Source organism: Desulfovibrio sp. JC022 (assembly GCF_010470665.1).
GTDB lineage: Bacteria > Desulfobacterota > Desulfovibrionia > Desulfovibrionales > Desulfovibrionaceae > Maridesulfovibrio.
Genome location: NZ_VOPZ01000001.1, coordinates 615874 through 637948, shown reverse-complemented (window position 1 = coordinate 637948; position 22075 = coordinate 615874). Strand labels below are relative to the sequence as shown.

General features: G+C 48.3%; 22 protein-coding genes. 10 read left to right on the top strand and 12 right to left on the bottom strand.

Translation table 11 applies throughout. From position 1 onward, the window contains the following. The first annotated feature begins 144 nt into the window (after positions 1-144). Complete coding sequence (locus FMS18_RS02945) at positions 145-2100, top strand: methyl-accepting chemotaxis protein (RefSeq protein WP_163292242.1); 1956 nt, start codon at positions 145-147, stop codon at positions 2098-2100. A gap of 130 nt (positions 2101-2230) precedes the next feature. On the opposite strand, the gene FMS18_RS02940 is transcribed toward FMS18_RS02945, so the two are convergent. Both FMS18_RS02940 and FMS18_RS02935 read right to left on the bottom strand, forming a co-directional pair. Then, positions 2231-5254 (bottom strand): proline dehydrogenase family protein, encoded by a 3024-nt coding sequence (locus tag FMS18_RS02940; protein WP_163292241.1) that lies wholly within the window; start codon positions 5252-5254, stop codon positions 2231-2233. Between the two features lie 139 nt (positions 5255-5393). After that, positions 5394-5876 carry an Lrp/AsnC family transcriptional regulator gene (locus FMS18_RS02935; RefSeq protein WP_163292240.1) on the bottom strand — a complete coding sequence of 161 codons (483 nt, stop codon included), beginning with the start codon at positions 5874-5876 and terminating at the stop codon, positions 5394-5396. 653 nt (positions 5877-6529) lie between these two features. Here FMS18_RS02935 and FMS18_RS02930 point away from each other — a divergent pair. The 6 genes from FMS18_RS02930 (at position 6530) to FMS18_RS02905 (ending at position 11616) form a co-directional block, all read left to right on the top strand. Then, on the top strand, positions 6530-7411 hold the full coding sequence (locus FMS18_RS02930; protein ID WP_163292239.1) for a DMT family transporter: 882 nt from the start codon (positions 6530-6532) through the stop codon (positions 7409-7411). Between the two features lie 197 nt (positions 7412-7608). Then, on the top strand, positions 7609-8124 hold the full coding sequence (gene yjgA / locus FMS18_RS02925; protein ID WP_163292238.1) for a ribosome biogenesis factor YjgA: 516 nt from the start codon (positions 7609-7611) through the stop codon (positions 8122-8124). Between the two features lie 93 nt (positions 8125-8217). Further along, positions 8218-8475: a hypothetical protein gene (locus FMS18_RS02920; RefSeq protein ID WP_163292237.1), complete on the top strand. Its 258-nt coding sequence runs from the start codon at positions 8218-8220 to the stop codon at positions 8473-8475. A 174-nt stretch (positions 8476-8649) separates the two neighbouring features. Beyond that, entirely contained in the window at positions 8650-9549 is a 900-nt protein-coding gene (locus FMS18_RS02915; RefSeq protein ID WP_163292236.1) for a DMT family transporter, read from the top strand. Between the two features lie 165 nt (positions 9550-9714). Then, the gene (locus tag FMS18_RS02910) at positions 9715-10965 is read left to right on the top strand and encodes an NAD(P)/FAD-dependent oxidoreductase (protein ID WP_163292235.1); all 1251 of its coding nucleotides are present in this window, start codon (positions 9715-9717) and stop codon (positions 10963-10965) included. Positions 10966-10968: 3 nt separating this feature from the next. Next, positions 10969-11616 (top strand): DUF1641 domain-containing protein, encoded by a 648-nt coding sequence (locus FMS18_RS02905; protein ID WP_163292234.1) that lies wholly within the window; start codon positions 10969-10971, stop codon positions 11614-11616. Between the two features lie 108 nt (positions 11617-11724). On the opposite strand, the gene FMS18_RS02900 is transcribed toward FMS18_RS02905, so the two are convergent. Next, a complete protein-coding gene (locus FMS18_RS02900) occupies positions 11725-12573 on the bottom strand; it encodes a 1,4-dihydroxy-6-naphthoate synthase (protein WP_163292233.1) in 849 nt (282 codons plus the stop codon). Positions 12574-12665: 92 nt separating this feature from the next. Here FMS18_RS02900 and mqnE point away from each other — a divergent pair, with 92 nt between their 5' ends. The 3 genes from mqnE to FMS18_RS02885 are packed head-to-tail and all read left to right on the top strand — an operon-like array spanning position 12666 to position 15673. Beyond that, on the top strand, positions 12666-13754 hold the full coding sequence (mqnE, locus tag FMS18_RS02895) for an aminofutalosine synthase MqnE (RefSeq protein ID WP_163292232.1): 1089 nt from the start codon (positions 12666-12668) through the stop codon (positions 13752-13754). A gap of 4 nt (positions 13755-13758) precedes the next feature. After that, the gene (gene mqnC, locus FMS18_RS02890; RefSeq protein ID WP_163292231.1) at positions 13759-14856 is read left to right on the top strand and encodes a cyclic dehypoxanthinyl futalosine synthase; all 1098 of its coding nucleotides are present in this window, start codon (positions 13759-13761) and stop codon (positions 14854-14856) included. Further along, complete coding sequence (locus FMS18_RS02885) at positions 14849-15673, top strand: menaquinone biosynthesis protein (protein ID WP_163292230.1); 825 nt, start codon at positions 14849-14851, stop codon at positions 15671-15673. The genes mqnC and FMS18_RS02885 overlap by 8 nt, the downstream gene beginning before the upstream one ends. Positions 15674-15747: 74 nt before the next feature. On the opposite strand, the gene FMS18_RS02880 is transcribed toward FMS18_RS02885, so the two are convergent. The 9 genes from FMS18_RS02880 to secY all read right to left on the bottom strand — a co-directional run bounded on the left by FMS18_RS02880 (position 15748) and on the right by secY (position 22074). After that, on the bottom strand, positions 15748-16641 hold the full coding sequence (locus tag FMS18_RS02880; protein ID WP_163292229.1) for a selenium metabolism-associated LysR family transcriptional regulator: 894 nt from the start codon (positions 16639-16641) through the stop codon (positions 15748-15750). 85 nt (positions 16642-16726) lie between these two features. Beyond that, positions 16727-17152, bottom strand: coding sequence for a 50S ribosomal protein L17 (gene rplQ, locus FMS18_RS02875; protein WP_015851093.1), 426 nt, complete (start codon positions 17150-17152; stop codon positions 16727-16729). Then, positions 17142-18182: a DNA-directed RNA polymerase subunit alpha gene (locus FMS18_RS02870; RefSeq protein WP_163292228.1), complete on the bottom strand. Its 1041-nt coding sequence runs from the start codon at positions 18180-18182 to the stop codon at positions 17142-17144. Before FMS18_RS02870 ends, rplQ begins: the two co-directional genes overlap by 11 nt. 13 nt (positions 18183-18195) lie before the next feature. Continuing rightward, entirely contained in the window at positions 18196-18822 is a 627-nt protein-coding gene (gene rpsD, locus FMS18_RS02865) for a 30S ribosomal protein S4 (RefSeq protein WP_163292227.1), read from the bottom strand. Between the two features lie 19 nt (positions 18823-18841). After that, entirely contained in the window at positions 18842-19231 is a 390-nt protein-coding gene (gene rpsK, locus FMS18_RS02860; protein ID WP_015851090.1) for a 30S ribosomal protein S11, read from the bottom strand. Between the two features lie 72 nt (positions 19232-19303). Continuing rightward, positions 19304-19675 (bottom strand): 30S ribosomal protein S13, encoded by a 372-nt coding sequence (gene rpsM, locus FMS18_RS02855; RefSeq protein WP_136674389.1) that lies wholly within the window; start codon positions 19673-19675, stop codon positions 19304-19306. A gap of 12 nt (positions 19676-19687) precedes the next feature. Then, complete coding sequence (gene rpmJ / locus FMS18_RS02850) at positions 19688-19801, bottom strand: 50S ribosomal protein L36 (RefSeq protein ID WP_015851088.1); 114 nt, start codon at positions 19799-19801, stop codon at positions 19688-19690. Between the two features lie 189 nt (positions 19802-19990). Then, complete coding sequence (gene map / locus FMS18_RS02845) at positions 19991-20758, bottom strand: type I methionyl aminopeptidase (protein WP_163292226.1); 768 nt, start codon at positions 20756-20758, stop codon at positions 19991-19993. A gap of 5 nt (positions 20759-20763) precedes the next feature. Next, positions 20764-22074, bottom strand: coding sequence for a preprotein translocase subunit SecY (secY, locus tag FMS18_RS02840; protein ID WP_163292225.1), 1311 nt, complete (start codon positions 22072-22074; stop codon positions 20764-20766). Position 22075 lies beyond the last annotated feature (1 nt).

Genomic DNA, 22075 nt, shown 5'->3' with positions numbered 1-22075 from the left:
TCGTGACCCAAACAAAGTGATACTCAATTTTGTACTTCGTATGACTGCCTCTGCGGTATTCCATACGGAGAATATAAAGCAACTACTAGCTGAAAGCTACCCGGCTGAAGCCGGGGGATTTAACCTTAGAGGCGGACGATTAAAATGAAACTTTGGTCTATCGGAGCACTGGCCATTGCTGGTTTTTTAGCTGTTTTTACAATCAATTTCTTCGGCACACAGCTGGTTGAAGAAAGCCTGCTCATGGAAGAGCACGCCCTTCAACTTGAAATTGAAATGTTGCAGGCCCGCCGGGCAGAAAAAGACTTTATTCTGCGCAAAGATAATGAATACATCGAAAAGCTGAAAACGAAAACCAGCATGATGCAAAGCCATCTTGACGAGCTGACACACGGTTCACTCAAGGATCTGGCTGTCCAGGGGAAATCCCTTTCTTCCGATTATGAGAAGCAATTTATGGTCGTTGCCAACAATTATATAAAACTCGGCCTGACCAAGGACACCGGACTTCTTGGGGAATTACGCAAAGCAGTCCGTGATGCTGAAAAAGCAGTCATGGGAGGAGACAAGCTTTATGAGGCCGGGATTCTCAGACTGCGCAGAAACGAAAAAGATTTCATGATTAGAATTGATGCAAAATATCTGGACAAATTCAACAAAAACATGGCCGCACTGGTTTCAAGTGTCGAACAATCCGACTTCACCCCGGAGCGCAGAGAATACATCCTTGAAAAACTGAAAGTATACAGTGAAGGCATGGACAGATATGCTCAGGGAACTCTTCGGATTAAATCTGAGCAAAATAAATTCAGAGCCGTAATCCATAAAATGGAGCCGCTTCTTGAAGAACTGGCCACAAAATCTGAAAAACAACTGCGCAGTCAACAAAAGCTGATCAATACAGCCACAATCGCAGCAGAATTGATTGCCGCCGTATTACTCATTACTGCGGTACTGCTCATAATCAGATCCATACTTGGTCCGCTCTCGGATTTACAGACATGTGCCCGAGAGGTTAGCACCGGCGACTTTGAATCCTGCAACAGAATCAGCTTTCACGGCGAACTTGAAGACCTGCGCGTGACCATTGCTGAAATGGTCGTCCAATTGAAAAAGAGTATGGATGAAGCCGAACAGAAATCAATCGAAGCTGACAATCAAGCCCAGAAAGCACGGGAGGCCATGGAAGAAGCACACTCTGAAAAAGAATATGCAACCTCGCTCCTTGAAACACTTTCCGCAATTGCCGATGACGCCGGTGACATTACCTTGAGCCTCAACTCTGCGGCAGAACAACTTGCCCGCCAGTCTTCAGGCATTATGGATGGAGCCGACAACCAGAAGCACCGGGTGCAGGAAACCGCTACCGCCGTTGACCAAATGAGCGCAACCATTCTTGAAGTCGCCAGCAACTCTTCCAATGCCTCTGAAGGCACCCGTGACGCTGCGGAAAAAGCACACGAAGGATTTTCTATTGTTGAACAGGTAGTCGGGGCGACCAGTCAGGTTCAGGAGAGTGCCGGAGAACTCCAAACCGCTCTTGCCAAACAGGATCAGCAGGCCGAATCCATCGGACAGATCATGAGCGTCATTTCCGACATTGCCGATCAGACCAACCTTCTGGCCCTGAATGCCGCTATTGAAGCAGCACGGGCAGGAGAAGCAGGCCGCGGTTTCGCTGTTGTAGCCGATGAAGTCCGCAAACTTGCGGAAAAAACAATGGCCGCCACTCAGGAAGTAGGCAATGCCATTGCTGCAATTCAAACCGGAACATCCACCAGTCTTGATATCATGAAGACAACTGACAACGCGGTTACCAAATGCGCTGAATTAGCTGAGGATGCCGGAAATTCACTGCAAACCATTGTTGAAATCGTCAACGAATCAGCAAATCAGGTAGAATCAATCGCCACCGCAACTGAAGAGCAATCAGCTGCTGCTGAGCAAATCAATTCATCCACCATGGAGATAAATACCATTTCCGCTGAAATATCTGAAAATGTAGCTCAATCCGCAGAGGCAGCCGACAATGTCAGCCAGCTTGCATCTGAGCTTCAGGCACTTATTGAAAAAATGAACGAGGCCAAGGACAATCGTTAATCCTTAACAGCCGCGGAGTTTCATTTCAGAACCCCACTCCACGCTCACAAATAAACCACGCAAAAAGGACCGCAATATCATGGAAGATATTGCGGTCCTTTTATTTTAACCTAGTATTTCGGATCGTAATCTATGCCACCCAATCATCATCCTCGGAGATGGGAGCGAAACCGCGGCGCATAGTATTTTCACAAACAAGACGCGGATCCATAAACTGGAGCAGGTAATCGGGACCACCGGCCTTGGAACCTACACCGGACATCTTGAATCCGCCGAATGCGTGACGCTCAACCAGAGCACCAACGCTGGGCTTGTTCAGGTAAAGGTTACCGACCCGGAATTCGCGTGAAGCCTTTTCAAGGTTTTTGGGGCTTCTGGAATAAACAGCACCGGTAAGCGCAAATCTGGTGGAGTTGGCGATATCAAGGGCTTCGTCAAAATCCTTGGCCCGCATGATGGAAAGAACAGGACCGAAGACCTCTTCCTGAGCAATGCGGTTTTCCTTAGTGATGCCGTCCACTACCAACAGCGGAGCGTAGCAGCCCTTGTCTTGGTATTCGGCAGGGGCTTCCTGCTTGATGACAACACTACCTTCTTCTTCGGCAACTTTGCAGTACTCAAGCACGTTTTTCTGAGCTGCCTTATCGACAACCGGTCCCATGTAATTTGTGGGATCTTCAGCGGGTCCGAGCTTGATGGATGCAGCAGCTTCCTTCAAACGGTGGATGAAACGGTCATAGATGGAATCAAGGACAATGGCGCGGGAACAAGCCGAGCATTTCTGTCCCTGAAAACCGAAGGCCGCGTAAAGCACACCGAGTACGGCTTCATCAAGGTCGGCATCGTCATCAATAATGATACCGTTTTTTCCGCCCATTTCAGCGATAACTTTCTTGCACTGCTCCTGACCGGGGTGGACCTTGGCAGCGCGTTCCTGAATACGCAGTCCCACTTCCATTGATCCGGTGAAAGCGATGACAGAGACATCGGGATGGTCAACCAGATGGTCACCCATCACAGAACCGCGACCGGGGCAGTAGTTAAAAACGCCGTCCGGCAATCCTGCGGCCTTAAACATTTCCACGATGCCGTAACCCACTGCGGAAGCAATCCCGGCAGGTTTGTATACAACCGGGCAACCCGCAACAATGGCGGCGGAAACCATACCAACACTGATAGCCAGCGGAAAGTTCCACGGCGCGATAACTGCGGCAACGCCCTTGCCCTGATAAAAATACTGAGAATATTCGCCAGGAGCATTCCCCATACGCTTGGGACTGCCGTGTCGAATCATTTCGCGGGCATAGTATTCGAGAAAGTCAATGGCCTCGGCAACATCACCCTGAGCCTGATCCCACTGCTTACCCACTTCAAGGACCTGCATTGCGCAAAGGTCATACATATTGTCTTTGAGATATTGAGAAGCCTTGAGCAGGTACTGGGCGCGTTCTTTTGGCTCTACATCACGCCAATCAAGGTAAGCCTGTTTGGCAGTGGCTACAGCCTTATCAACCTCAGCTGTTCCGGCCTGACAAACAGAGCCGATGATCTCGGAAGTATCAGCCGGGTTGTAGGAATCGAGAGTGTCATCGGTAACAACGTCCTGTCCACCTATGTAAAGCGGATACCGTTTGCCGAAGTCCTGACGAATTCTCGTCATGGATGCAGGAAAACCGTCACGCTCTTCTTTAATAGTGAAATCCGCAGGCGGATAGTTGTTAAACCGCGGTAACTCACCCTCTGGAGTATTGTTGCCCGGATTATTTTTGGGCTTGGCGGCAAGTTCACGCTCAAGGGTCAGTTCAGGATTCTCAAGCAGACGACTTACATCGGCCTCATCTGCAAAGGTCTGCTTAAGGAAAGATTCGTTAGCGGTGTTTTCCAGCAGACGGCGAACAAGATAAGCCATACCGGGAATAAGGTCACCGTAGGGACAATAAAGGCGAACGCGCTTGGCAACATTCCTCAATCCCTTACGCACAGGTTCAGCCATTCCGTAAAGAACCTGAAATTCGTATCTTTCTTCAGGGACATTCAATTCGTTAGCAACTTCCATTACTGAGGAAATAGAACGGATGTTATGGGATGCGCAGGCATAATGGCAGATGTCGTGATTCTCAAGAATCATCTTGGAAACACGCTCAAAGGCCATGTCTGATTCAGGCTTATGAGTCCAGACCGGAACAGGCCAGTCATTCTGCTTGGCGAGTACGGTTTCGTAATCCCAGTAAGCACCCTTTACCAGACGGATGGAGATGGGCAGTTTCTCTTCGCGTGCCCAATCGAGCAAGCCGGAGACGTCATCATCAACACTGCGCAGGTAGGCCTGAAAAACGATTCCGAGATGCGGATAATCAGGATATTTTTTCCTGAACCGCTTATACATTTCAACGGTGGGTTCTTTGTATTTAAGGGCTTCCATGTCGATACACATGAAACCGTTCATGTCCATGATCTTCTTGAACACAGGCTCAATGGCATCCATCATACCCTGCACAGTACCTTCAAGATCTACAGGCTTGGACTGGGAATAAAATGCGGAAGGTTTTACAGCAACGTTGATCTTGGGAGCATGTCCCCAGTCAAGGTCGCCGGAAGCATCAAGGGCATCCCATTTCTTGTATTCTTTTTCAATGGCATCAAGGACTTCCAGATATCCATCACGATAGGCTGCGGCTTCCTCGTGGGAAACGGTGGCCTCACCGAGCAGGTCAAGAACAAAGGCAAAGCCGTCCTTGCGCAGTTTGCGGATACCTTTAACCGCTTCCTTGGATTTCTGACCGATAATGAACTGACGGGCCATACCTTCAATGTTTGAACGGATGGTCTTGTTCAAAACCTTGGCTACAAGGCCGCCGCCGAATCCGGTCTTAGTGGCACCCCATTTGAGGACATCGGGAATATTACTGTCATCCCCTGCGAAATACTCTTCAATATGCCTTGAAAGAGACTCGGAAGTATTCAGGTATGGCAAAACGTCAACAAAGCGGAACATCTGGACCTTGAAATCTTCATTTTTCATGGACCAGTCCATAACCTTTCCTGTCCACCAGCCTTTATTAAAGACTGAAGGTGCTTCACCGGAAATGGAATCAAAAAACTGCTTTCCGCGTTCGATTACTTTGTTGTCCAGAGTGGAGACTTCTGCATTCATACCTGACTCTCCTGAGATTTTTAATGGTTCTTCAAAATCATATTTTTTGCAGACCGATTAAAAATCACTCCGACCCTGAGTTAACAGGAAGCTACAGGCTCACACTGCCGAGCCTGTATACGGGATATGGCACAGTCTGCTATGATTCGTAATTTTCTTCCTCTTCCAGAGGAATTGCCCGCGACTCCTTGATGGTGTTTAATACGATGGTTGAGTTGGTGTCCCTGACGGTTTCAATCCTTCCGATCTGTCCCAGCATAATAGCCAGCCCGTCGGTGTCCTCAGAACGGACCTTGATAAGATAGCTGTCCCGCCCTGCACAATAGTGCACTTCAAGAACTCCGGGAACACGGGAAAGCTCTTCACCTGTGGAGGTAGCCCCCACACCCTCATTCACATTCACAAAGATGAAGGCAGTAAGGGAACGCCCGACAGCCTTGGGATCTACAATCGCTTCATATCCGGTAAGCACGCCTTTGCGTTCCAATTTGCGGACACGCTCAAGTACTGCTGAAGGAGCCATGCCGACCTTTCTTGCGATGTCAGCATTGGAGACCCGGCCACTATTCTGAAGTATTGTCAGAATTCTACGATCAGTTTCGTCAATCTTTCTCTTATTCATTTGTCTTTTAGAATAAAATTCAATTTTAGAGGTTTTGTCAAGAAGAAATCACACAACGACATGCACCAAAACGTCAAAAGTTAAGCAAAACAATTGTATAAACGAATTTATTTCTACACACCTCCTTGTATACATAAATTTTTGACTGCTGCACACCTAAACATACACTACATACCACTTATCAATTGATTAATCGATCAATCAAAACTACCATGACTCATCAAGCAACATACATTTATGTAGGAAACAACCATAACAAGAGACACTGAACAAAACAGAACAGTGACAAAAAATTGAGACTAATTAATACAGAGGTCTGGTTTCGGAAATGCAGAGAACTGCAATGCAAAAGTCGGATAGTAATTTGAAACCAAGCGGAGCTTGACGAATTAAGTTCGTATATTATGTAATAAAGCAGAACAAAGCAAGCCTCCCGAACATTCTTCGGAATCCACAATCTCACGTTGATTTTCGAAGCAAACACCAATTGCATGACACTGAAAAACTTAAATCCGCAATAAACTCTTTATTCCGACCAACTAAAACAAAGAATATTGTTCATATGCCGACTCATGAATTGACGCTGCATATCTTTAATCGTAAAGATTCCCCGTCCACCACATTTATCAATCCGCTGCAAAGCAGGAAACAACATGTCATCACCCGCACTGCTCTACTTTAAACTTATCGGCTCTGTAATCTTCTGGGGCGGCACTTGGATCGCAGGCCGAATCCTTGCCGGAGACCTGACCCCGTACTCAGCAGCTTTCCTGCGCTTTTTCTTTGCCACCATTTTCATGTTCTTCCTCACCTGCCGGGCCACAGGAAAGAAGCCCAGCTGCACCAAAGCAGACATCCTCCCTTTGGCCTTCCTCGGGCTGACCGGAGTTTTCCTGTATAATATTCTCTTTTTCAGCGGATTGCAGACTGTCACCGCTGGCAGAGCGGCACTCATAATTGCAGCCACGCCCACTTTCATCGCTCTTGGATCAGCTCTTATTTTTAAGGAGAAGTTCACTGCATGGAAAATTGCAGGATTCGTACTGGCCCTGATCGGAGTCAGCACCATCATCGGTCATGGCAACCCCATATCGATCATTACGGAAGGAACAAGTTTCGGAGATCTCTGCATTATCGGTTGCGTTATAAGCTGGGCCGCATATTCATTGGCAGGAAAACCGGTCATGAAAAAAATCCATCCCATTGAGATGGTTTACTGGTGCTGCCTGTTCGGAACAGGTATGTTGCTAGTCCCTGCCTTGTATCACGGTCTGCTCTCTGAAATGATCAATGCATCTTTTGTGGATTACAGCTGCATAATATATCTGGCCCTGCTCGGAACAAGCCTCGGGTTCAGCTGGTATTTTGAAGCAATGCAGGAAATCGGACCATCCAAAACCGGAATTTTCATCAACCTTGTCCCGGTCACAGCAGTGGCTCTCGGTGCGATCATGCTGGACGAACCCGTGGATCTTTTTCTGGTTATCGGCGGAGCCTTGACGATCTTCGGGGTCTGGCTGACCAACCGCAGCTAGACTTGTTTTAAAAAACATGGAAGATTGCATTTTGATGCGCTACGCGCTTTTTAGATAAAAGGATTTCGCCTCCAGCGGGCAAAGGGCCCGCGGCCCTCTGCACTCCCAAGTAGGGCTTTGCCGCTGGAGACAATACATTGAAATAAATTTAAATTTTTTTTTGGAGAGTCCAGATAGGGCTGTCCGAGGCATAATATATGTACGAAACAGAAGATTTATATAACGACGACGAGGAACTTTCCGGTCCCAGTAGATCGCAGAAAAAACGCGAAATGGTCGCACTGCAAAAGCTGGCCGAAAAGCTCATGACCCTCGGTCCTGAACTGGTAAAAAAATGCGGTCTGCCGGACTATTTTATTGAAGAAGTGCTGGACGCCATGGCAATTAAAGCCCATGAAGCCAAACGCCGCAAAGTGCAGTACATCGGCAAGCTCATCCGCGACATCGACACTCAGCCGCTTGTGGATTTTCTTGAAGATATCGAGACTGGAAACAAAGCCGATAATATGAAATTCCATGCCCTTGAAGTATGGCGCAGCAGACTTATCGATGGAGATTTTTCCGCGCTTGATGAAATCATGGAACAACATCCGCAGGCTGACCGTCAGCGTATCTCACAGCTGGCCCGCAATGCCAGAAAGGAAAAAGACAAATCCAAGCCACCCAAATCCGCACGGGCTCTTTTCAAGACTTTGCGCGAACTAACTGAATAAGCGGCCTTGACTCCTAAGAATACAATCTTACTTTACATGTGTTGTGAATTAATTCACACTTAGTTTTTCAAGAAACAATCAAGGAGAGATACCGTGACTTATATCTATGACGGCGTAGAACTGGAAGAAAGGACTTGCCCCCATTGCGGAAAAGAACTCAGCCCTTGGATCGCACCCCCGGAATCCGGATGGGGTGTTATCGTTGTCTGCAATAACAATGAATGCCCGCACTACGCTGGTTCCGACTGCGATATCATCAACAAACGTGATGATTCCAACCTCGGTTGCCGCTACGCGGAAAACCCTGACAATAAATACACCCCCTTCAATCTCCTTGCGTGGACACGATAGTTTAGAGCTGTACCCACAATAATTTAAATCCCCGCAAGCATCGGCTTGCGGGGATTTTTGCATTTTATAGCTCTCATTTTGCTATTTTCGGAACTAAGTCCATATTGACAAAGCAAATCACAACTTCTATTTCAGGGTTCCCAAATCGATAATATCTTTCCCGCGAGGGTCCCAATGTCTTTTCTCCACTCCCAATATGTCGCTGTTGTCGCCCTGCTCGTCGCAGTGCTGCTCTGGTCCAGCTCCTTCATTGCGCTCAAAATAGCCATGGCGGTCTATGACCCAACTTTTGTGATCTTCGGCAGAATGATGCTGGCCTCGCTCTGCTTCCTTTTTTTCATTCCCAACTTCAAGAAGCAACCTATCCGCAAAGGCGACCTTAAGCTATTGGTCTTCATGGCCTTTTGCGAACCCTGCATGTATTTTGTATTTGAAAGTCAGGCCCTGACCATGACCTCCGCCTCACAGGCCGGGATGATCTGCGCCACCCTGCCACTGCTTATGGCTGTAGCCGCACGCTTTATCCTCAATGAACGGCTCAGCCGCAAGACACTGGCAGGCTTCACGCTGGCTGTTTGCGGCGGAATATGGCTTTCTCTTTCTTCTGAGTCTACAGAAAGTGCACCTAATCCGGCACTCGGTAACTTTCTTGAATTTCTGGCCATGTGTTGCGCTGTGGGCTACATGACCGTGCTAAAAAAAATGACCGCCCATTATTCCACCCTTTTCCTGACCGCATTTCAGGCCTTCATGGGAGCCATATTCTACCTGCCCCTGTTGGCCCTGCCTTCCACCAACATCCCCACTGTATTCGATCCTCTGGCAGCGGGCAGTATCGTTTATCTGGGAATCTGCATCACCATCGGGGCATACGGTCTGTACAATTTCGGCATGTCCAAGCTTCCGGCAAACCAGACGACTGCCTACGTGAACCTGATCCCAGTATTCACTCTCTTCCTCGGCTGGCTGATTCTCGGAGAGACCTTCACCTCCATGCAGTTCATCGCAGCCGCACTGGTCATGGGCGGGGTCATTTTGAGTCAGGATAAAAAAAGCGGCAAAGCTAAATCCTGACCTCAACCTGTATAGATGCCGATTCATACCAAAAAAGTCCGTTATAACGGCAGCTTCTAATTCATCTACGTGTTTTATTAAAAATATAATCTCAAATTCCCTACTGTGTTAAAATTATAGCAGGTCTCTGTTCTATTTTATCTTTTAACACAGAGGGATGTACAGATGCGGAAAATCGTGATTATCGGTGCCGGGGCAGGCGGAACCATGGTTGCCAACCTGCTGCGCAAAGAACTGGAAGAAGATGAATTTGAAATCACCATCATTGACCGGGATGAAAAACACCATTACCAACCCGGCTACTTATTTATCCCCTTTGGGATTTACAGCAAAAAAGACGTACTAAAGCCTAAACGGGAATTCATCCCTGAAGGCGTAGAATTCGTTCTCGACACGGTCACTAAAATTAATACCGACAGCCACAAGGTTGAGACGCTAAAAGCCAGCTATGATTATGACTGGCTTGTAGTAGCCTCCGGGGCACGCATCGATCCATCTGAAGTAGACGGTATGATGGACGGCTGGCGCAAATCCGTATTTGATTTCTACTCACTCGGAGGCGCACAGGCCCTGCGCAAGGAACTGAAATACTTTTCTTCCGGCAAAATTGTGCTCAACATTGCCGATGTCCCCTACAAATGTCCCATTGCTCCTCTTGAATTCGTTTTTATGGCTGACTGGTTTTTCACTATAAATGGAGTTCGCGACCAAGTGGAAATAGAACTGGTCACCCCGCTGGACGGTGTTTTCACCAAACCGGTTGCCACCAAGGCTCTTTCAGCACTGGCGAAGAAGAAAAACATCAAGGTCACCACCCAATTCGCTTTGGACAATGTAAACGCCAAAGAGCGACTGATCGAATCCGCAAACGGTAAAAAAGTCGACTATGATCTGCTGGTATCCATTCCGCCCAACCTCGGCGACAAATGCATCACTGACTCCAGTATGGGCGATCCCATGGGATTTATGCAGACTGATAATTTCACTTTGAAGGCTGAAGGTATGGATCGTGTTTTCGTCATCGGTGATGCTACCAACGTTCCAGCCTCCAAGGCCGGATCAACTGCCCACTACCAGTCCACCACCGTTGTAAACAACATTATCCGCGAGATTGACGGCTATGATGCCAATCCGACTTTTGACGGTCATGCCACCTGTTTTCTGGCTTCCGGTTTTGAAAAAGCGGTACTTTTGGATTTCAACTACAAAGTCGAGCCGCTTCCCGGCATGTTTCCTTTCCCCGGCATGGGTCCCTTTGACCTGCTCAAAGAATCCCTTGGCAACTACTGGGGTAAAATGATGTTCCGCTGGGTATACTGGAATCTGATGATGAAAGGACACGAGCTTCCCCTTGAACCTGAAATGAATCTCGCTGGCAAGGTGCGCCGCTACATTGAGCAGGAAGCGGAGGGTTAGTTTATGAAAAAAGAAGACGAAATCCTCGAAAGGCTCGAACGGCTGGAAGCCCTTGTTACCCCAATGGCTGAATCGGCGCGTTCCATGAACGAATTCAAGGAAGAATTGACACCTCGGGTCAATGAAATGGTCCGCCATGTAATTTTGGAATTGGCCGAGATAGACAGTGAATTTCAGCTCTCAGACCTGACCGGGCTGGGCAAGAACATGCTCCGCAACGTTAAAAATCTCAACTACGCCCTTAATCAGCTCAAAAATGCCATCGACTTTGTAGACACGGCTGAACCGCTCATGAAAGTCACTGTGCCCTACTACATTTCCAGATTGGATGAATTGGAACAAAAAGGTGTCTTTGACCTACTGCGCATCGGGGGCGGTACACTTGAAAGAATTGCTGAAACTTTTTCCAAAGAAGAATTGGAAGAAATGGCTGGGACCATGGTCAACATGCTCGGCGCGGTTCAGAAGCTGGGCAGCCCAGAAGCCACGCGATTCATTGAACATATGGCCTCTATACCCTGCAAAGTCGGAGATTGCGATGTAGAAGCTGTGGGCTTCACCGATCTGCTGCGCTCGCTGGGCGATGAAGATGTAAAAAAAGGATTGGCCGTACTCCTGCGCTTAACCAAAGCTATGGCTCCTGATAAATAAGAACCAGAGGGGAAAACTTTTGCAAAAGTTTTTCCCCTCTGGACTCCCCTTTTCAAAATCTTTTAATAAGCTTCGCATATAGCGCGGAGAGACTGCGCATAAATATTTTTACATATCAATAAATATAGGTAAATTCGGCAACTCAATCCCATCCATGCGGGCGGCTTCTTCGAGCAACCGCGATACAGCCTGCTCCCCTTCCTCTCCCACATCATCGGAATAATCAGTAACGAAAGTCTTGATGTGCTGATGAATCACCTCATCATCCATTTCCTGTGCATGCTCTTTAATGTAGGGCCATGCAGCTTCTTCATCGATGTAAGAAAGGGTCAGGGATTTGCGGATGGCGGCATTAACCATTGCTGCGGTTTCCACGCCGAGGGAACGTTTGATAGCGATAGCCCCCAGCGGGATAGGCAGACCTGAAAAATCCTCCCACCACTGTCCGAGATCGGCAAGCTTGGATAGTCCGAGGGCTTCGTAGGTAAAACGCCCTTCGTGAATGACCACACCGGCATCAACTTCGCCATTTTTAATAGCGGGCATGACCTGATCAAAAACCATTTCTACCAGCTCTACTTTGATCCCGGCTTCGCGGCACATGAGGCTGAATAATAAATTTGCCGTGGTATTGCGTCCCGGTATGGCAATACGCTTGCCATCAAGCCCGCCTATGGTGCAAGGTGCTCCGGTGAGCAGCAACGGTCCCACGCCGCGCCCCATGGCCCCCCCGGCACGCAGCAGGATGTAATCCTGCATGATATGCGCAGCGGCATGAACGGAAACCTTACAGATATCCATTTTCCCGGACTGGGCCATGGAATTTAGCTCTTCCACGTCCGCAAGGGTGACGTCCAGTTTGAAAGGGTCTATGCTGACAGCCCCGTTGGCGAGGGCATGAAAAATAAATGTATCGTTCGGACAGGGCGAATAGCCCAATTTCAATATTTTGCTCATGGACAATGTTTTTATATTTTTAAGAGCCGGAAATCCAGTGTTGACATGGCTGAAAGCGACTTTTATTTACGGCTGAACAAAGGTGAATATAAATGATCTCAGAAAACTATTTCAAAAATGCCGGACTCGGAAACATTCTCGACAAAGTGCTTGCCGGGGAACGACTTTCCATCGAGGACGGACTTACCCTCTTCAACTGTCCCGACCTTAATGCTCTGGGCGCACTTGCTTCCATCTACAGACGCAAGCTGCACGGCAACAAAACCTTCTACGTAATCAACCGCCACATTAATTACACCAACATCTGTGTAAACGGCTGTTTGTTCTGTGCCTATGCCCGCAAACCGGAAGAAAACGGTTCTTTCAAGCTCAGCAAGGAAGATATTCTCACAAAATTAGAAGAAGCGCCCATCCCGCCCCGTGAAGTCCACGTGGTCGGTGGATGTCATCATGACATTCCGCTTTCTTTTTTCGAAGAAACTTTCGTTGAAATAAAGAAACGTCTTCCGCAAGCAGTGATTAAATCATTCACCGCTGTAGAAATTGACCATCTTGCTATAGCTGAAGGGATCTCCACTACTGACGTTCTCAAGCGGCTTAAAGCTGCCGGATCTGAGATGCTCACCGGAGGCGGTGCTGAAATTTTCAATCCCGATGTCCGCGCCAAAATCTGCCCTGAAAAACTACCCGGCAAGGAGTGGCTGCGCATTCACGGTGAAGCCCATGAACAAGGCTACACAACCAACTGCACCATGCTTTACGGTCATGTGGAATCATATGCCGACCGCGTGGATCATCTTGACCAGTTGCGTCGCCAGCAGGATATTTCAGGTGGATTCAATTGTTTCATCCCCCTACCCTTCCTGACCGAGAACAGCAGGCTAAAAATCGACAATCCCCTGACTGGAGTCGATGAACTGCGCAACATGGCGGTCAGCCGTCTTATGCTCGACAATATCCCGCATATCAAGGCCTACTGGGTAATGCTTGGAGTCAAACAGGCCCAGACCGCGCTCCATTTCGGGGCTGATGATTTTGACGGAACCGTGGTCGAAGAAAAAATCGGGCACATGGCCGGAGCCAAATCAGAACAGGGCCTTAGCCGCTCTGAGCTGAAACAAATGATCGTCGGTTGCGGGTTCACGCCAGTCGAACGCGATGCTGCTTTTAATGAGGTTTAAAAACATGAATAATCTTACACAAAGTCCTGCTGAAGTTCTTGAAATCGGCGAAAAAGTAATGGCAGGGGAACGCATCAATTTTGATGAAGCGGTTACCTTGATGGAAAAGGCTGATCTTTTTGATCTGGGTAGCCTTGCCCACTCCATCAGAATGAAAAAGCATCCTGAACCGAACGTGACCTACGTAGTTGACCGCAATATCAACTACTCCAATATATGTGATTGCGGTTGCCGTTTTTGCGCGTTTTATGTTGCTCCGGGAAAAGACGGCGGCTTCGTGATCAGCAAGGAAGAACTGGGCCGGAAGATTCAGGAAACCATAGATCTCGGCGGCACCCAGATTCTGATGCAGGGCGGACACCACCCCGACTTGACCCTCGATTTTTATGAGGACATGCTGCGCTTCATTAAGGAAAATTACCCTGTTCACATCCATGCCTTCTCCCCGCCGGAAGTGGTTTACTGGAGCGAACTGAACGGGATTTCCATCAAGGAAGTGCTGGAGCGTTTGATCGCTGCCGGCCTTGCTTCCATCCCCGGTGGCGGTGCTGAAATCCTAGTTGATGAAGTACGCAGCCATATCGCGCCCAAGAAATGCAATACCGCCAAATGGCTGGAAGTGATGGAAACTGCCCATAATTTAGGACTGCGCACCACTGCGACCATGATGTTCGGGCACGAAGAACAGCCCGTGGACCGTATCAAACATCTTTTTGCCTTGCGCGAGGTGCAGGACCGCACAGCCGGATTCACAGCTTTCATTCCCTGGACCTTCCAGCCGGACAACACGAATATTCCCGACGCCCGCAAAATGACCAGCGTTGAATATTTGCGCATGCTGGCAGTTTCCAGAATTGTGCTGGATAACTTCGACAATGTGCAGGTTTCATGGGTGACCATGGGCCCGAAAATTTCACAGCTGGCCCTTTTCTACGGCGGCAACGACTTCGGCTCAACCATGATTGAAGAAAACGTGGTTAAAGCAGCAGGTGTGAGCTTCAGACTTTCCGAAGGCGAGATTCATAACCTGATCAATAAAGCCGGATTCGTACCCAAGCAGCGTCTCATGGATTACACCCTTGCGGAGAATGCTGATGGATAAGGTTAAAGTCGGACGCATATCGTATCTAAACGTTTTGCCTATCTATTACCCGCTTGAATCTGGATTGATAGATAACGACTTTGAATTCGTTTACGGGCCGCCCGCTCAGTTGAACAAAATGATGTCTGAAGGATTGATGCACATTTCATCAAACTCCAGCATCGAATATTTGCGCCATTCCGAGCAGTACCTGCTGCTGCCCGATCTCGCTATCGGCAGCCGCGGACCGGTGCAATCTGTGATCATGATCAGCCGCAAGCCGCTGGAACAGCTTAAGGGCTGCAATGTGCTGGTCAGTGCCCAAACACACACTTCCGCGGCCCTGCTAAAAATCCTGCTCTCAGAATACATCCCTCTTAACGCTACCTATGAGACAGGAAATGCCACAGAGCGACTTGAAGCCGGGGACAAGCCTGAAGCGATCCTGTGCATTGGCGATGAGGCACTGAACTTACGCAAGCATGAAGAATATCCATATATTTTTGATCTAGGCGAAGAATGGATAAGATGGACCGGCCTACCTTTCATTTTTGGAATCTGGACAGTGCGCCGCGATGCTGCTCAGCGTGAAGACGTCAAGCAGGCTGTGCGGGATTTAATCCGGGCCAAAGAATGGGGCCAGTCGAATATTGAAAAAGTCTGTGAAATGACCGCAGACAAAACCATGCTTGATCTGGAAGAAAGCCGTTCATACTATGACGGATTGGTTTACGATCTTGGAAAAACTGAAATTGAAGGACTAAAAGTTTTCTCAAAATACCTGAAAAAGACCGGGCAAATTGATCACATACCTGATCTGGAATTCATTGATATTTAATCTATGCAACTAAAAATAAAAAAAGGCCGGATTCGCAATATGCAAATCCGGCCTTCATCTTTAGCTAGAAATAGCTACTGGGACATGTTTTTAACATGCTCAATAAAATAACGCACCGCAGGAAAAAACTCCCTTCCCTGCAAGTGGGCAAGGTAAAAACTTCTTTCGAGATTCAGCGGTAAATCGCTGATATGCACGAGCTCACCGGAATCGATAAGCGGCTGGGCTGCGAGACGTGAAGTAACACTGACCCCAAGTCCAGCCCTGACACACTGAACCACGGCCTGTGTGGATTCAACCCAGACCGTGACATTGAGTTCACGGACACTGGTACCCATTTCTGACAATCCGGCCTCAAGGGCCTTACGAGTACCGGAACCGCCCTCGCGCATTACCCAAGGCAATTCCGCCAAATGCTGGATATCATCAATACCGTTATAATTTCGGACCAGCACCGGAGGCGCGACAATCACAAGCTCATCACGCATAATAGGGACAAATTCAATATTCGGAACATCCGCTGTGGCGCCCACAACCCCGACAATCAACTCGCCGGAACGCACTTTTTCCAAAATTTCAGAAGTATCACCTACTGACAGGTGTACACTAACATCTGGGTATTTTTTGCAATAATTATACAAAATTTCAGGCAAGAGATAATGAGAAGGGATGGTGCTGCCACCTATTTCGAGATCACCGACAACTTTATCACGCAGGATATTTATCTCAGACTGGGCTTTGCCGATCAGGCTGTAAATATCTTTGGCATTGCGGTAAAGCACTTCCCCGGCCTGAGTCGCCATAATGGATCGGCCCAGACGATCAAAAAGAGGTACGCCCAGCTCTTCCTCCAGAGTGGAAATATGGGCACTGATTGTGGGCTGGGAAAGGAACAGTTCTTTACCTGCTTTAGAAAAACTTTTTAATTCATACACCTTACAAAAGGCTTCGAGTCGACGTAAGTCCATTTGATCTCTCGTATCGGAAATATCTATATGTATTTATAAAAAAAAGGGGCGGAAAAGTATTCCGCCCCTTTGAATAAGCATTGATTTATGCTTCCTGAGCTTCCTCAGCGGGAGCTTCAGTGGTTGCCGCAGCTTCTTCAGCAGGAGCCTCGGCACGTTTGGTCAGCTCGATGATGCACATGGGAGCGCAATCACCCTTACGGGGTTCAGCGAGCTTGATGATGCGGGTGTAACCACCGCCGCCGCCTTCATAGCGGGGGCCGATTTCATCGAAGAGCCTTTTTACAAGACCGTGGTTCTCAAGAGTCTTGTAAGCAAGACGTCTGGAGTGGAGGTCGTTGCGAAGAGCAAGGGTGATCAGCTTTTCGCAAGAGCTTCTCAGTTCCTTCGCTTTAGGCTCGGTGGTACGGATATGTTCGTAGGTCAGCAGAGAGCGAACCATGTTTCTCAGCATGGCCTTCCTGTGGGAAGCACTTCTGTTGAACTTTCTTCCGGACTTTTTATGCCTCATTTTTCTCTTTCCTCTTCAGCCATTCCTGATGCTTTTTATCGAAATCCTCGAGGACCATACCGAACTTGAGTTCCATGCTATCGAGAACTCTGCGAATTTCGTCAAGTGACTTACGTCCGAAGTTCTTAGTCTTAAGCATGGTCTGTTCAGTGCGCTGCACAAGCTCACCAACAATACGAATGTTGGCAGCCTTAAGGCAGTTGGTTGCACGAACGGAGAGTTCGAGTTCGTCGATACTCTTGAACAGATTCGGGTTGAGATCGAGGTCGCTTTCTTTGGACTCTTCCTGCTCGGATCCCATTTCATCAAAGTTGATGAATACGGAGAGCTGATCCTTAAGGATTTTTGCACTGTAGGCAATTGCATCCTCAGGGGTAACGGAACCGTCGGTGAAAACTTCGAGAATAAGCTTGTCATAGTTGGTCATCTGTCCGACACGAGCCTGCTCCACACTGTAAGCTACCTTACGGATAGGAGAAAAACTGGAATCAACAACAATATGACCGATTTCATTAACAAGACCTTCATGCATGTCCGCAGGCACGTAGCCTTTACCCATGCGAATCTCGAAAGTCATTTCCAGGTCCATCTTTTCGGACAGAGTCGCAATAATCTGCTCAGGATTGAGGACTTTGACGTTCTGGTTTTCCTGAATATCAGCTGCGGTGACGACGCCCTGCTTATTTACCTTAAGGGTAAGAAACTGGGGTTCATCTGTAGTCATTGCGAATCTGATCTGCTTGATGTTCAGAACAATCTCAGTCACATCTTCCATCACACCTTCAATGGTGGTGAATTCGTGCTGAACTCCTTCGATCTTTACAGCAACCGCGGCAGCTCCCTGCATTGAGGAGAGCAGTACCCTGCGAAGGGCGTTACCGATGGTTGTTCCAAATCCGCGCTCAAGGGGCTCACAAATGAACTTACCATAAAGCTCGTTAGACTTGGGGTCACGCACAAGCTGTTCCGGCTTAACCAGCTCGGCCCAGTTGCGGGTGTTGATGAGTTTGTCACCGTCTTGAATAAGCATGCACTAATCCTTCTTATTTGGAGTACAGCTCGACAATCAGCTGTTCGTTGATAGGGAACTGGATGTCTTCCCTAGTCGGCATCGCTTTAACTTCACCTTTGAAATTTGCTCCGTCAGCTTCGAGCCACTCGGGGCAGCCGCGACGAGCAATAACTTCCTGTGCTTCAGCAATCACGGGGATCTTACGGGATTCTTCACGAACCTCGATTACATCACCGGGTTTTACCTGCATGGAAGGAACGTTAACACGTCTGCCGTTCTTGGTGAAGATGCCGTGTCTCACGAGCTGGCGAGCCTGATCGCGAGAGTTGGCGAAACCAAGACGGTAAACAGCGTTGTCAAGGCGGGTTTCAAGGAGCATGAGCAGGTTCGCGCCGGTTACACCTTTCATACCGTCTGCACGCTTAAAATAGGTGCGGAACTGGCCTTCAAGGACACCGTACATGCGACGCACTTTCTGCTTCTCACGAAGCTGAATTGCGTAGTCACTCATTTTCTTTCTCATGCGACCGGCAATACCGGGAGCATAAGGACGACGCTCATAAGAGCACTTATCAGTAAAGCAGCGGTCGCCTTTAATGAAAAGCTTTTCGCCTTCACGACGACACAGTCTGCATTTTGCTTTTGTATATCTGGCCAAGGTTATTACTCCTTCGAAATTAGACCCTGCGACGTTTCGGCGGACGACAGCCGTTGTGCGGGATGGGTGTTATATCGCGAATGAAGTTAACCTTCATACCGACGTTACCGATTGCGCGCATCGCTGCTTCACGACCGGAGCCGGGGCCTTTGACGAAAATACCAACAGTACGCATACCCTGATCCTGAGCTTTTCTAGCAGCGGTTTCAGCAGCAACCTGTGCAGCAAAGGGAGTAGATTTTCTTGATCCCTTAAAACCGGATGCACCGGAAGTAGCCCAGCTGATCACGTTACCTTTCAGGTCAGTGAAGGTAATGATGGTATTATTGAATGTTGCTTTAACGTGGGCGATGCCCACGGGAACATTCTTCTTCTCTTTTTTCTTGCCGGAACGGCGAGGTCTAGCCATACCATTCTCTCCAGAATGAATTTACATCAGCAGCACAAAGACCGTTACATGGTCTGACAACTGCAGATTGAATTATTTCTTCTTTCTGCTCATGACAGAGCGACGGGGACCTTTGCGCGTTCTTGCGTTGGTCTTAGAGCTCTGACCGCGCACGGGCAATCCGCGGCGGTGACGCAGTCCACGGTAACTTCCAATATCCATCAGACGCTTAATGTCAGCAATCTGATCGCGGCGAAGGTCACCTTCAACTTTATGATTATCTTCAAGTTCCTTACGGATGGTGTTCACCTGCTCGCCACTGAGGTCATCAGTTTTGAGGGTCCAGTCGATACCAACAGTATCAAGAATCTTGAGAGCGGTAGTCCGACCTACTCCGTAGATGTAAGTCAGTGCAATATCCAAACGCTTATTTTTCGGAAGGTCTACTCCAGCGATACGAGCCACAGTTATACCTCTCTATCCTTGACGCTGTTTGTGTCTGGGGTTGTCACAAATAACCCTCAGAACACCCTTGCGTCTGATTACTTTGCATTTGGGACAAATCTTCTTAACAGATGGTCTTACTTTCATGACCGTCTCCAAATAATGCAGTTAAACAGTTTCAACAATCGGGAGCTAGCCGATTGTGGCCTTATGCCTCAGCTACCCGACTAAAGGGTAACCGTACCATGCCAGTCTTTCGTTGCCGCGAAATTCAAGACGTGTACTCTACAGAACGATTTCAGAAAAATCAACCCCTATAGGGTACCAAAATCAAAATTAGGAAAGGCTCAGTATCTGAGGCCCGTCCGCAGTAATGGCAATAGTGTGCTCAAAGTGGGCGGACAGCTTCCTGTCCTTGGTTACAGCGGTCCACTGATCATCGAGAATCTCAATGTCGTGTGACCCCTCAGTCACCATCGGCTCGATGGCGATGACCATCCCGCTCCGGAGTTGCACACCGGGAAGACCTGACGGTACAAAGTTGGGAACTTCAGGTTTCTCGTGAAGGTTACGTCCGATGCCGTGCCCTACAAAACGGCGCACAATTCCGAACCCTTCCCCTTCAGCATATTCCTGAACAGCACGGGAGATATCATAAAGATTGTTGCCCGGCAATGCCTGTTTGATGCCCCGCATGAGAGATTCACGGGTAACATCTAAAAGATTGCGGGTAGAATCAGCAATTTTGCCGACCGGGTAAGTACGGGCGGAATCCCCGTAAAAGCCCTGATAAATAACGCCCATATCAATGCTGACTATATCACCTTCTTCAAGAATTCTTTTTTCAGAAGGAAAACCGTGAACAATTTCCTCGTTCACGGAGCAACAAAGGGCAAAAGGAAACCCGTGGTAACCTTTGAAAGCCGGTTTGACCCCGTAACCTTCGCAGGCTTTGCAGGCGATCTCTTCAAGGCTCATGGTGGTGACCCCCGGCCTTATGGCTTCGCCCAGCATATCCAAAATAGTAGAAACAAGACGATTGGCCTCACGCATGAGGCCAATCTCCTTGTCATTCTTGAGGTAGATTCCTCTGTACTTTTTCAAAGCAACTACCTGCCCTTAATCTTACTGCCCTTACCCATGAGTCCCTCGTATTGACGGGAAATCATGTAAGATTCAATTTTGCCCATAAAGTCCATAGCCACACCGACTACAATAAGCAGCGCGGTACCACCGAAGTAGAAAGGCACGTTGAACTGAGCGATCAGAATCATAGGCAGTACGCAGATAGCAGCTACGTACAAGGATCCCCAGAGAGTAATCCTGGTCAGAACACGATCAATATATTCACGGGTTCTGGTTCCGGGACGAATACCGGGGATAAAACCGCCCTGTTTCTGAATATTCTCTGAAATTCCCTTGGGATCAAACATGATCGCAGTGTAGAAATAACAGAAGAAGATGATCAGAGCGATATATACAATATTATAAACTACGGAAGACGGAGCGAAATACGCGGAAAACTTGGACAGGATCTCGTTATTGGAGAAACTGGCAAGAGTCGCGGGAAACATCAGGATACTGGATGCGAAAATGGGGGGAATAACACCGGCGGTGTTGATTCGCAGCGGCAGATGTGTGGTCTGCCCGCCCATCATTTTGCGTCCCATCATGCGCTTGGCATAATGTATTGGAATCCTGCGCTGTCCACGCTCCATATAGACGATAAAAGCCAGAATGGCGATCATAAATACCATTACAAACAAAAGCAGGAAGAGAGTAATCTCACCGGCCTGCATCAGTCTGACAGTATTGAAAATAGCAGACGGAAGGCCTGCAACAATACCGGCAAAAATGATCATGGAGATACCGTTACCGATGCCCTTCTCGGTCATTTGCTCACCGAGCCACATCAAAAATACGGTACCAGCTGTCAGAGTCAGAATGGTGATGCCTCTAAAGGCCCATCCTGCATGCAGTACTACGGGGGCACCGGTGGGGCTGGTCATACTTTCCAGACCCACAGCGATACCGAAACCCTGAACTAATGTAATCAGCACAGTGCCGTATCTGGTGTACTGCGTAATCTTCTTGCGTCCCTGAGCCCCTTCTTCCTGAAGTCGCTTAATGGTGGGACTAACCACACCTAGAAGTTGAACGATAATAGACGCGGAGATATAGGGCATAATCCCTAACGCGAATATGGACAAGTTACGCAACCCGCCGCCTGAGAACATGTCAAAAAGGCCGAAGAGAGTGTTGGAAACACTCTCAAAAAAATCGGCCAATGCTGAGCTGTCTACGCCCGGGACCGGGATGTGAATCCCGATCCGGTAGACAGCCAGAAGAAGAAAAGTCCAAAAGAGCTTTTTCTTCAGTTCCGGCAGTCGGGAAAGATTATCAACTCCAGACAATGCCACG